The 11,104-nt window shown below is 72.7% G+C and carries 11 protein-coding genes; 7 read left to right on the top strand and 4 right to left on the bottom strand.

The window, feature by feature from the left end:
- Positions 1-124: 124 nt before the first annotated feature.
- The gene (locus ABTZ03_RS23600) at positions 125-991 is read left to right on the top strand and encodes a Bax inhibitor-1/YccA family protein (RefSeq protein WP_350515035.1); all 867 of its coding nucleotides are present in this window, start codon (positions 125-127) and stop codon (positions 989-991) included.
- Between the two features lie 87 nt (positions 992-1,078).
- Positions 1,079-1,447: a hypothetical protein gene (locus ABTZ03_RS23605; RefSeq protein ID WP_350515036.1), complete on the top strand. Its 369-nt coding sequence runs from the start codon at positions 1,079-1,081 to the stop codon at positions 1,445-1,447.
- A gap of 142 nt (positions 1,448-1,589) precedes the next feature.
- Here ABTZ03_RS23605 and ABTZ03_RS23610 read toward each other — a convergent pair whose 3' ends face one another.
- The 3 genes from ABTZ03_RS23610 to ABTZ03_RS23620 all read right to left on the bottom strand — a co-directional run bounded on the left by ABTZ03_RS23610 (position 1,590) and on the right by ABTZ03_RS23620 (position 5,210).
- Positions 1,590-2,525, bottom strand: a complete 936-nt coding sequence (locus ABTZ03_RS23610) for a hypothetical protein (RefSeq protein WP_350515037.1) — start codon at positions 2,523-2,525, stop codon at positions 1,590-1,592.
- A gap of 290 nt (positions 2,526-2,815) precedes the next feature.
- Positions 2,816-4,084: an acetyl-CoA C-acetyltransferase gene (locus tag ABTZ03_RS23615; protein WP_350515038.1), complete on the bottom strand. Its 1,269-nt coding sequence runs from the start codon at positions 4,082-4,084 to the stop codon at positions 2,816-2,818.
- Between the two features lie 64 nt (positions 4,085-4,148).
- Entirely contained in the window at positions 4,149-5,210 is a 1,062-nt protein-coding gene (locus ABTZ03_RS23620) for an SGNH/GDSL hydrolase family protein (protein WP_350515039.1), read from the bottom strand.
- Positions 5,211-5,429: 219 nt separating this feature from the next.
- Here ABTZ03_RS23620 and ABTZ03_RS23625 point away from each other — a divergent pair, with 219 nt between their 5' ends.
- From ABTZ03_RS23625 to ABTZ03_RS23645, 5 genes are all read left to right on the top strand, one after another.
- Entirely contained in the window at positions 5,430-6,830 is a 1,401-nt protein-coding gene (locus ABTZ03_RS23625) for a cystathionine beta-synthase (protein WP_350515040.1), read from the top strand.
- A 564-nt stretch (positions 6,831-7,394) separates the two neighbouring features.
- Positions 7,395-7,727 carry a hypothetical protein gene (locus ABTZ03_RS23630; protein WP_350515041.1) on the top strand — a complete coding sequence of 111 codons (333 nt, stop codon included), beginning with the start codon at positions 7,395-7,397 and terminating at the stop codon, positions 7,725-7,727.
- Between the two features lie 199 nt (positions 7,728-7,926).
- Entirely contained in the window at positions 7,927-9,192 is a 1,266-nt protein-coding gene (locus ABTZ03_RS23635) for a L,D-transpeptidase (protein ID WP_350515042.1), read from the top strand.
- A 91-nt stretch (positions 9,193-9,283) separates the two neighbouring features.
- Positions 9,284-9,835 (top strand): SigE family RNA polymerase sigma factor, encoded by a 552-nt coding sequence (locus ABTZ03_RS23640; protein ID WP_350515043.1) that lies wholly within the window; start codon positions 9,284-9,286, stop codon positions 9,833-9,835.
- Positions 9,832-10,656 carry a hypothetical protein gene (locus ABTZ03_RS23645; protein WP_350515044.1) on the top strand — a complete coding sequence of 275 codons (825 nt, stop codon included), beginning with the start codon at positions 9,832-9,834 and terminating at the stop codon, positions 10,654-10,656. Before ABTZ03_RS23640 ends, ABTZ03_RS23645 begins: the two co-directional genes overlap by 4 nt.
- Positions 10,657-10,660: 4 nt before the next feature.
- On the opposite strand, the gene ABTZ03_RS23650 is transcribed toward ABTZ03_RS23645, so the two are convergent.
- Positions 10,661-11,026 (bottom strand): cupin domain-containing protein, encoded by a 366-nt coding sequence (locus ABTZ03_RS23650; protein ID WP_350515045.1) that lies wholly within the window; start codon positions 11,024-11,026, stop codon positions 10,661-10,663.
- Positions 11,027-11,104: the final 78 nt, after the last annotated feature.

An 11,104-nucleotide genomic window follows, 5' to 3' on the forward strand; every position in this document is an offset into this window, starting at 1 on the left:
GGCGCCTCCGGCGTCCCCGCCGGGAGTCGTTCACCGGATCCTCCTCGCGGCGTATCCCGAAATTTTTGCCAAGCCATTACCCTGGTACACGGGCGGTGCAGTGCCGCCACGGAGGGAATGAGCAATGAGAAGCAGCAACCCGGTCTTCTCGCGGGAGGGGTCCTTCACCCGCGAGTCCGGCTACGCGGGGTTCGGTACCACCGCGCAGGCCGGGGGCCAGTACGGCAACCCCTACGCGGGAACCCCCTACGCCCAGCCGCAGGGGCAGGGCCCGCTGACGGACGAGCAGCTCTACCAGATGTACAACGGGCCGTCCGCCGGCCCGACGGCCACCGGGCGGATGACGCTCGACGACGTGGTCGCCCGCACCGCGATGACGCTGCTGACCCTGGTGGCCGCGGGCGCGGTGGCCTGGTTCACGCTGCCGTTCGAGAACTTCGGCTTCGCGATCGGCGCCAGCCTGGTGGCCATGGTCGTCGGCCTGGTGATCTCCTTCAAGCGCAGTGTCAGCCCGCCGCTGATCCTGACCTACGCGGCCCTCCAGGGCTTCGCGATGGGCGCCGTCTCGCACGCCTTCAACACCATGCTGAACGGCATCGTGATCCAGGCGGTGCTGGGCACGGCGGCGGTCTTCGCGGCGATGCTGTTCGCCTACAAGAGCGGTCGGATCCGGGTCACCGCGCGCTACCAGCGGATCGGCATCGCGATCGCCCTCGGCTTCGTGCTGCTGATGTTCGTCAACGTGATCGCGATGGCCTTCGGCGCCGACATGGGCCTGCGCTCCGGCCCGCTGGGCATCGTGGTCGGCCTGATCGGCATCGGCCTCGGCGCCTTCTTCCTGTCGCTGGACTTCGCGTCGATCGAGGAGGCCATCGCCCAGGGCGCCCCGCAGCGGGAGTCCTGGCGGGCGGCCTTCGGGCTCACCCTGTCGCTGGTCTGGATCTACATGGAGATGCTGCGGCTGATCGCGATCCTGCGCGGCGACGACTAGACCCACCCCCTTCGCCGTACCACTGCCGCCGGGCCCCGGAGCACCTCGCTCCGGGGCCCGGCGGCGTTCTCGCTTAGGCTCGTCCGCATGCATGACGTACAGCCCCTGGTCGAAGCCGTCGACGCCCTGGCGCATCGTTTCCGCTCGCTGCCGCAGAGCAAGCTGCTGGGCGCCGTGCCCGGGCACGCCTCGCGGGCGGCGGCCGCGCTGGACCTGGCCCGGCGGCTGGCCGCGCTGGCGCTGGCGGCGGAGGGCGGGCCGGCACGGGAGTTCCCGGACGCGGGCGCGTTCGCGGCGGGGGACCAACTGGCCGTCGCCGGGCACGACCTGGCGGCGGCGCTCGCGGCGCTGCCCGAGGGGGCCCGGGTGGCGCTGCCGGACGGGTCGGTGGCGGTCGGCGAACTGCTGGCCGGGGCGGTGGCCGCGGTGCGGGGGACGTCCGCGCTCTGCGCCTGACGCCGGGTGCGGCGCACGGGCCACAGCCCACGGCGAACGGGCCGCAGCCCACGGCGCCCGGCCCCGGACACGCCGAAGGCCGCCCGGGTCGGTAACCCCTGTGGCCCGGGCGGCCTTCGGTCCTGCTGCGGCGGAGTCGGCGTCAGATGCTGGCGACCACCCGGTCGGCGAGCACGTAGACGGCCTCCTCGTCGGTGGAGAAGGTCAGCGAGTACGACCCGGAGAAGCGCGAGCCGCCGAGCAGTCGGACGTGCTCACCGGCCCGGACCGCGTCGATCAGCCGGTAGGCGGCCTCCCGGTCGCCCGGGGCCACGCACAGCGTGGTGCCGTCGGCGAAGGCGTACACGTCCAGGGTGCCCAGCGGGCCCGGGCGGACGTCGATCAGGGCGACGGCCTGCTCGGCGAGGGCGGCGAGCCGGGTGTCGGTCCACTCGCGGGAGGGTGCCTGGCTCGGCACGAAGTCGGGGTGCGAGGGGTGGCGGCGCAGGTCGGGGGCGGCGACCGGCGCCTCCTCCACGGCCGGCTCGGCGTCCAGCAGCCCGGCCTCCAGGCCGGTGGCCAGCAGGTCGGCCTCGCGGCGGGCCCGGGCGTCCTTGGCGGTCTCGCCGACCGGGTGGCCGGGGCGCAGCGGCGCGCCGCCCTCGGGGCCGGACCCGGCCGGGCCGGCGCCGTCCTCGTTGATCAGGTCCTCCAGCGCGGAGCGCAGCGCCTCGCCGAACTCCGGGTCCATCGTCCCGGAGTTGTCGGCGGCGTCCTGCGGGCCGGTGGGGCGGGGGAAGAACAGAGGCCACTCGTCGGTGCCGGTGAAGACCCCGGTGAACGGGGAGTCGAACAGTGGGGCGTCCTCGGCCGCGCGGGCCTCCTGCTCGGCCCAGAAGGCCCGGGCCTCGGTGATCTCCCGCTCGCGGTCGGCGGCCAGCGCCTCGGCGACGGCCCGGCGTATCGCGGCCTCGTCCACCGGTGCGGGCCCGGCCTGGGCCTGGGCGTCCAGCCGCCGGGAGAGCCCCCGGAGGCGGAGCAGGACGGCGGTCGACACGGTGATCAGGATCAGCAGCAGGATGGTGTAGACGGCGCTCACGGAACGTACTCCTAGCGAGGAGCGGAACGGGGTTACGTCTCCACACTGCCCCATGCGGGGCTGTTACCGCAGTGGCGAATGTCTAATTCGTCCGGGACTTTCGCTCTTGTCCCCAAATTGTTAGGTAACACCGTTCTACGCAGTGCAGTTGATCCGCTCCGCACTGTCGATTTCCGGGCCGGAAACGACGGTTTCGAGGGCCGGATCGACCTCTCGGTGTGATCCGGCCCTCAATTACGCTGTGTCACTCCAAACGGGTGGTCCAGACCCTTCGGAGCGGTCCGCGGTGATCAGCTGAGGCGCTCGACGACCATCGCCATGCCCTGGCCGCCGCCGACGCACATGGTCTCCAGACCGAACTGCTTGTCGTGCCACTGCAGGGAGTTGATCAGCGTGGTGGTGATCCGGGCGCCGGTCATGCCGAAGGGGTGGCCGACCGCGATCGCGCCGCCGTTGACGTTCAGCTTGTCCAGGTCGACGCCGAGGTCACGGTAGGAGGGGATCACCTGGGCGGCGAAGGCCTCGTTGATCTCGACCAGGTCGATGTCGTCGATGGTCAGGCCGGCCCGCTTGAGCGCCTGCCGGGAGGCCTCGACCGGGCCGTAGCCCATGATCTCGGGGGAGAGGGCGCTGACACCGGTGGAGACCACCCGGGCGAGCGGGGTGATGCCCAGCTCGCGGGCCTTGGTGTCGGACATGATGACCAGCGCCGCGGCGCCGTCGTTCAGCGGGCAGCAGTTGCCGGCGGTGACCGTGCCGTCCGGGCGGAAGACCGGCTTCAGGCCGGAGACGCCCTCCAGGGTCACGCCGGCCCGCGGGCCGTCGTCGGTGCTGACCACGGTGCCGTCGGGCAGGGTGACCGGGGTGATCTCGCGCTCCCAGAAGCCGGCCTCGATGGCGGCCTCGGCGAGGTTCTGCGAGCGGACGCCGAACTCGTCCTGGTCGGCGCGGGTGATGCCCTTGAGCGCGGCCAGGTTCTCGGCGGTCTGCCCCATCGCGATGTAGGCGTCGGGCAGCAGCCCGTCCTCCCGCGGGTCGTGCCAGCCCGCCCGTCGCCCACCACCACCCTCGTTCGAGGCGCTTTGCGCCGCCCCCCACGTGCCCTCCTCGGCGCGCTTGGCGGTGCGGGCGATCGCGTCGTCGAAGAGCGGGTTCAGGGTGCCCGGAATGCCGTCCGAGGTGCCCTTGACGCTGCGCGAGACGGTCTCGACGCCGGCCGAGACGAAGACGTCGCCCTCGCCGGCCTTGATCGCGTGCAGCGCCATCCGGGTGGTCTGCAGCGAGGAGGAGCAGTAGCGGGTGATGGTGGTGCCGGGCAGGTAGTCCATGCCCATCTGCACGGCCACGATGCGGGCCAGGTTGTGGCCCTGCTCGCCGCCCGGCAGACCGCAGCCGAGCATCAGGTCGTCGATCTGGCGCGGGTCGAGCTGCGGGACCTTGGCCAGGGCGGCCTGGATGATGTGGGCGGTCAGGTCGTCCGGGCGGACCTCCTTGAGCGAGCCCTTGAAGGCCCGGCCGATCGGCGAACGGGTGGCGCTGACGATGACGGCTTCGGGCATGGCGGGGCTCCTCGCTGAGTGACGGCGGACCGGTGGTCCGGGAGGAAAGCTACCGGTTGGTAGCTCAAGCGTCACCGGCGCCGGCGTGTGAGCTGGCCGACGTGTCTCCGGAGGCCGCGCCGGGGTCCCGGGCGGCCTCCGGGCCGACCCGCAGCCGGTGCCGCAGCAGGGCCCAGCGCCGGCCCGCGCCCTCCGCCGTCGCGGCGGCCACCTCGGTGCCCGCCCGCCCGGCCGCCGCGGCGGCGGCCACCGCGACCGGCAGCACCGTCTCGCCCGGGACGGTGCTGCTCGGGCGCTCCTCCTCCGGCCACAGGCCCAGTGCGGCGCAGACCGAGGGCAGCACGGCCATCGCGGCGGTCTCGTAGCCCTGGGCGGAGGGGTGGTAGCGGTCGGCCGCGAACATCTCCGGGCGGGCCGCGAACTCGGGGCCCAGCAGCGAGCCCAGCGAGACGGTGCGCCCGCCCGCCTCCACCACCGCGATGGTCTGGGCGGCGGCCAGCTGGCGGCTCAGCCGTCGGGCCACCCAGCGCAGCGGCGGGCGCACCGGCTTGATCGTGCCGAGGTCCGGGCAGGTGCCCACCACCACCTCGCAGCCGTTGGCCCGCAGGGCGGCGACGGCCTCGCCGAGCTGCCGGACGGCGAGTTGGGCGGGGCTGTGCCGGGTCACGTCATTGGCCCCGACCATGATCACGGCGATGTCCGGGCGGTGCCGCAGGGCCTGCTCCAGCTGGCCGGAGAGGTCGGCGGAGCGGCCGCCGGAGCGGGCCACGTTGACCAGCCGCACCGGGCGCTCGGCCACCGAGGCCAGCCCGGCCGCCAACAGCGCGCCCGGCGTCTCCCGGCCGCGGGTCACGCCGAGGCCGGCGCCGGTGGAGTCGCCGAGCACGGCCAGCACCAGCGGCGGCCGGGGGGCGGCGAGGCGGTCGGCGAAGGCCTCGCCGTAGACCCCGTCGGCCTTGGGCGGGACGGTCTCCAGGACGCCGATGGCCTGGACGGCGAGCCTGCTCTCGGTCAGCAGCAGACCGACCAGGCCCACGCCCAGCAGGCCGAGCCCGCCGCCGCCGTACGCCGCGGCGGTGGCGATCCGGCGGGCCACCCGGGCCCGGGAGTCCTGTGCGCCTGACATCCGGTGCCCCCTTCGCGTCCTCGTGCCGAACCCTCCGGGGCGCGGCCATGTCTGCACAGCGCTCTTACCCGCGCGGAGGGCGGGAGTACCGGGGTGGGGGCGCGGGTGGGCCATTGGGGGAGCGCGGGAGGCGCGGGAAGGGAGGTGTGCGGCAGGTCCCACGCCCTAGGCTTTGCCGTACCGAATGCACTCGCATGCCCATAGACCGGGAGGACCCCCGTGCGGTACCACAACTCGATCATCGACCTGGTCGGCAACACGCCGCTGGTCAAGCTGAACAAGGTCACCGACGGGATCAGCGCGACCGTGCTGGCGAAGGTCGAGTACTTCAACCCCGGCGGCTCGGTGAAGGACCGCATCGCGATGCGCATGATCGAGGCCGCCGAGGCCTCGGGTGCCCTCAAGCCGGGCGGCACGATCGTGGAGCCGACCTCCGGGAACACCGGTGTCGGCCTGGCGATCGTGGCCCAGCAGAAGGGCTACAAGTGCATCTTCGTCTGTCCCGACAAGGTGTCCACCGACAAGATCAACACCCTGCGCGCGTACGGTGCCGAGGTGGTCGTCTGTCCGACCGCCGTCGCCCCGGAGCACCCGGACTCCTACTACAACGTCTCCGACCGCCTGGTCCGCGAGACCCCGAACGCCTGGAAGCCGGACCAGTACTCCAACCCGGACAACCCGGCCTCGCACTACCACTCCACCGGTCCGGAGCTGTGGGAGCAGACCGACGGGAAGATCACCCACTTCGTGGCGGGCGTCGGCACCGGCGGCACCATCTCCGGCACCGGCGGCTACCTGAAGGAGGTGTCCGGCGGCAAGGTCAAGGTCGTCGGCGCCGACCCGGAGGGCTCGGTCTACTCGGGCGGCACCGGCCGTCCGTACCTGGTCGAGGGCGTCGGTGAGGACTTCTGGCCGACCGCGTACGACCAGACCGTCGCGGACGAGATCGTCGCGGTCTCCGACAAGGACTCGTTCCAGATGACCCGCCGCCTGGCCAAGGAGGAGGGCCTGCTGGTCGGCGGCTCCTGCGGGATGGCCGTGGTGGCCGCGCTGGAGGTGGCCCGCAAGCTCGGGCCGGACGACGTCGTGGTGGTCCTGCTGCCGGACGGCGGCCGCGGCTACCTGTCGAAGATCTTCAACGACGACTGGATGGCCGACTACGGCTTCCTGCCCTCGGCCACCGACGAGGCGCACATCAGCGAGGTGCTGGCCCGCAAGGAGGGCAACGAGCAGGGCGGCGTCCCGCAGTTCGTCCACATGCACCCGAACGAGACGGTCGCCGAGGCGGTCCGGGTGCTGCGCGAGTACGGCGTCTCGCAGATGCCGGTGGTCTCCCCGGGCGCCGGGCACCCCGACATCATGGCCGGCGAGGTGATCGGCTCGGTGGTGGAGAAGCTGCTGCTGGAGGGCATCTTCGCCAAGGAGATCGAGCTGACCGACACGCTGGAGAAGGTGATGTCCAAGCCGCTGCCGGTGGTCGGCTCGGGCGAGACCGTCACCAACCTGATGACCGTGCTGGAGAAGGCCGACGCGGCGGTCGTGCTGGTGGAGGGCAAGCCGCAGGGCATCGTCACCCGTCAGGACCTGCTGGGCTACCTGACCGGCCGGGCCGCGCACTGACGCCGGTGGCCGCGCGGGCCTGACGTCCGTGCGCCGACGGGGCTGACGCCTGCTCACCACCACCCGCCCGTGGCCGGATCCGGAGGATTCGTCCACGGGCGAAGTGGTACACCGGCGTCATCTGTCCGCAGCACGTGGTTAACAACGCTCCGGCATCGTGGTGGTCAACGGCAAGAAGCCGAGCGAGACGGCAGCGGTCCACCGGGAGCGGCTCCCCGGTGGGTGCGGCCGGCTCCGGACGCGACGGACGGTCCTGACCCGGCCGCCGTGTCCGCCCTCCCCGACCGGTATCGGAGGGAGGGGCCCTCCGCGGGGGACGCCGTCGTCCCGCCCCTGTCCGGCTCCGGCCGGTCGACAGGGTGCGGCGGCTCCCGCGGCGACCACCGCGCCCCTGTGGCGCGGCTCCGCGGCTCCCGGGTGGGGGAGCCGAGGCGGAGAGCGGCCGGGGCCGGTCCTGTTCCGAGGGACCGGCCCCGACCGTGCGCCCGGGCGGCCCCGGGGTTCCCGGCGGTCCCGGTGTTCCCGTGCGCACCGGAGGACCTCCGGTCCCGTACGCTCGCTGGCATGACCAGCACTGAAACGACCGACGCCCCGCGCTACGTCAAGCTCAAGATCGAGCTCATCGCGGAGATCACCGACGAGGGCGCGCTCAAGGCGGCGGCCCTGCAGCAGGTCGCCGAGGACGAGTACCTCGACGACGACGAGCGCGCCCAGTCCGTCGACGCCATCGAGGTGGACCCGTCGGGTTCGCTCGCCCACTTCATCGACCCGGTCGCGCTGCTCGGCGACGTCCCGGGCGTGGAGCTCGCCTCGGCGACGTGGGAGTCGGCCCAGACCGAGTTCGACCCCGAGAGCGAGGAGTGGGACGAGTACACGGTGGAGGAGCCCGCCGAGTAGCGGCCGCCGACGGCCGTGGGCGTCGTACCCGCCCGTGGACACCCGGTCCGCCGCTCGGCGGGCCGGGTGTTTTGTCCATGTTCAGCGGGAAGTTGGGTCATCTCATACGATCGCTTACCCTTCGGTGATGGAACCGTGGGCGGTCGGATCGCGTTTCTGTATCCGTAACAGCCCGGGATGATCAGCAGGGAGACGCGACGTGACGGCACGGGACGGTCAGGGGCGGGTGGCCGGAGGCGGCTGGAGCCGGCGCGGAGTGCTCGCGGGTCTGATCGGCGCGCCGGTCCTGCTGCTCGCGGCCTGCAACGACAACAGCGGCGGCAGCGGCGGCTCCGGCGGCGGCGGTACCAGCGGCACCCCGAGCTCGGGCGGCGGCAGCACCCCGAAGACCTCGGCCGCGGTGATCACCGTCAGCCCCGCGGACGGCACCACCGGCGCCAGCTTCAGCGAGCCGGTCAAGGTGACCGTCAGCAACGGCACCCTGAGCAGCGTCAAGGTCACCGACTCCACCGGCAAGGAACTGGCCGGCCAGCTCTCCGCCGACAACACCAGCTGGACCTCGGCCGCGGCCCCGGCCAGCGGTACCAAGTACTCCGTCACCGCCAGCGGCGTCGACAAGGACAAGCTGGAGGCGGACGCCAACGCCAGCTTCAGCACCGCCACCCCGGCCAACACCTTCGTGGGCTACTTCACCCCCGAGGACGGCTCGACGGTCGGCGTCGGCATGCCGGTCTCGATCAACTTCAGCAAGCCGGTCACCGACAAGAAGGCCGTCCAGTCGGCGATCACGGTGATAGCGGAGCCGGGGGTCGAGATCGTCGGCCACTGGTTCTCCAGCACCCGCCTCGACTTCCGGCCGCAGGAGTACTGGGCCAAGGGCACCAAGGTCACCCTCAAGCTGCGGCTCAAGGACGTCGAGGGCGCGAAGGGCGTCTTCGGGACCCAGTCCAAGGACGTCTCCTTCACCATCGGCCGGGCCCAGACCAGCGTCGCCGACCTCGCCACCAAGAAGCTCACCGTCACCACGGACGGCCAGGTCAGCGCGGTCTACAAGATCTCCGGTGGCTCCTCCGAGCACACCACCTGGGGCGGCAAGATGGTCATCTCCGAGCAGTTCACCCAGACCCGGATGAACTCGCAGACCGTCAACCTGGGCAGCGAGTACGACATCGCCGACGTCCCGCACGCCCAGCGTCTGACCACCTCCGGGACCTTCATCCACGGCAACTACTGGTCCTCGCCGTCGATCTTCGGCGGGCAGAACACCAGCCACGGCTGCGTCGGCCTCCAGGACGCCAAGGGCGCCCAGGACAGCAGCACGGACGGCTACAAGTTCTACAAGTCCTCGATGGTCGGTGACGTCGTCGAGGTCCGGAACTCCGGTGACAAGACCGTCGCCGCGGACAACGGCCTGAACGGCTGGAACCTCAGCTGGGCCGACTGGAAGGCCGGCAGCGCCGTCTGATCCGGCCCTGCACCACCCCTCCGGCGCACTCCTGCGGAGAAAACTCCCGGGCGGACCGAACCTCGCGGTCCGCCCGAGGAGTCAGGTGGGTGTGAAACGCGAGCAGAGACAGCGACAGGACGCCGAGTTCAGCGCGTTCGTCGCCGGGAGCGGTCGCCAACTCCTCCGGCTGGCCGAGCTGTTGACCGGCGACCCGGACCGGGCCAAGGACATCGTGCAGTCCGCGCTGGAGCGCGCCTACCTGCACTGGCACCGGATCACCGCCGACGACCCGACCGCGTACGTCCGCCGGATCGTGGTCAACCAGCACCGCGACTGGTGGCGACGGCTGCGCAACCGCGAACTGCCCACCGAGCACACCCCGGACCGGCCGCAGGTCGAGGACCTCGCCGAGCGGCAGGCCCAACGGGCGCTGCTGCAGCAGGCGTTGGGCACGCTCACCCGCCGGGAGCGGACGGTCGTGGTGCTGCGGTACTACGGGGACCTCACCGAGGCGGGCATCGCGGCCGAACTCGGGATCGCCCGGGGGACCGTCAAGAGCACCCTGAACCGGGCGCTGTCGAAGCTGCGCGCACACCCCGAACTCGCCGACCGGACGGACGGCACGGCGGGTACCACGACGCACATCGAGGTGACGGTATGAGCTTCGAGGACAGACTCGGAGACCTGCTCAAGGACGACGACGACCCGGGGGCGGCCGGGCCGGATCCGGTGGTGGTGCTGGCCGGCGCCCGACGGCGGCGCGCCCGGCGCCGGGTGGGGGCCGGGGCGGCCGCCCTGGCGGTGGCCCTGGTCTGCGGGGCCACCGCGGTGACGGCGGTCGGGGCCGGGCACGACGGGGGCGGCACGGTCGGGGCGGCGGCCTCGGGGGCGGCCCCGGTGGCGGGCCCGGTGGCGGGCCCGAGCTCCGATCCGACGGCGACCCCGGGCCCGACCGGGGCCCCGGGCGCGAGCCCGACGGCGACCCCGAGCCCGGCCCCGACCGGCGCCCCGAGCTCGGCGGCGACACCGCTGCCGCTCTCGCCGGTGCGGCAGGTCGCGCCCGGGGAGAAGATCACGATCGCCGACGACACCCGGATCTGGGTCACCGCGACCGAGCGCTGTGACGAGACCCGCCAGAGCGACGGCAGCTGGCGCCCCTCCTTCGGCTGCCGGGACGCCACCAGCGACAACCTCGACCACTTCAAGCCCCAGCTCTACAGCCAGGGCCTCTCGGGCATGTACCTCGGCCCGATGCCGGCCCGGGTGGTGGCCTTCCGCAACGGCAGGCCGACCGTCGCCACCCTGGTCACCACCGCCGGGATGAAGGGCTGGGCGGCGTACTACGTCGAACTGCCTCCGATGGACCCCGCGCAGGTGGACTCCTTCGTCATGGCGGCCTACGACGCCCAGGGGAAGCTCATCGCGGAGAACCCGTTCCCGCGCCGGGACGGCGGGCACGACCACGCGCCGGCCACCCTCTGAGGGCTCACCGCCGCTTCGCGTAGTCCGCGAAGCCCTGCCAGTCCACGATCACGCACGGCTCGTCGCCCAGGATCCAGGCGTCGTGCCCGGGCGGGCAGATCATGAGGTCGCCGGGCCCGAACTCGGCCTGCTCACCGTCGTCCATGACGATCTTCATCCGGCCCGAGACCACGTACCCCGTGTGGGCGGCCTCGCAGCTGTCCGTCCTGGCGAGCGGCTTGACGTGTTTGGACCACTGCCAGCCCGGCCGGAACACCGCCCGCCCCACCGGCCCGGCGTCCAGGTTGACCAGGCGCAGTTCCCCCGTGCCCTCCTCGAAGGGGCGGACTTCCTCGGGATCGTCGAAGTTCCTGCGGACCAGACCGGACATGGCACGACTCCTCTCCACGAGGGCGGCCCGGCCACCGGGGGTGGCCGGGGCGGGCCGGGGGGGGGTGCAGTGGGTGGC

It is taken from the genome of Kitasatospora sp. NPDC096077 (genome assembly GCF_040303245.1).
In the GTDB taxonomy this organism is placed as follows: Bacteria; Actinomycetota; Actinomycetes; order Streptomycetales; family Streptomycetaceae; genus Kitasatospora.

Coding starts and splice junctions, on each gene's coding strand:
- ABTZ03_RS23650 (WP_350515045.1), bottom strand. CDS start 11,026: ATGTCCGGTCTGGTCCGCAGGAACTTCGACGATCCCGAGGAAGTCCGC.
- ABTZ03_RS23605 (WP_350515036.1), top strand. CDS start 1,079: ATGCATGACGTACAGCCCCTGGTCGAAGCCGTCGACGCCCTGGCGCAT.
- ABTZ03_RS23620 (WP_350515039.1), bottom strand. CDS start 5,210: ATGTCAGGCGCACAGGACTCCCGGGCCCGGGTGGCCCGCCGGATCGCC.
- ABTZ03_RS23645 (WP_350515044.1), top strand. CDS start 9,832: ATGAGCTTCGAGGACAGACTCGGAGACCTGCTCAAGGACGACGACGAC.
- ABTZ03_RS23630 (WP_350515041.1), top strand. CDS start 7,395: ATGACCAGCACTGAAACGACCGACGCCCCGCGCTACGTCAAGCTCAAG.
- ABTZ03_RS23600 (WP_350515035.1), top strand. CDS start 125: ATGAGAAGCAGCAACCCGGTCTTCTCGCGGGAGGGGTCCTTCACCCGC.
- ABTZ03_RS23615 (WP_350515038.1), bottom strand. CDS start 4,084: ATGCCCGAAGCCGTCATCGTCAGCGCCACCCGTTCGCCGATCGGCCGG.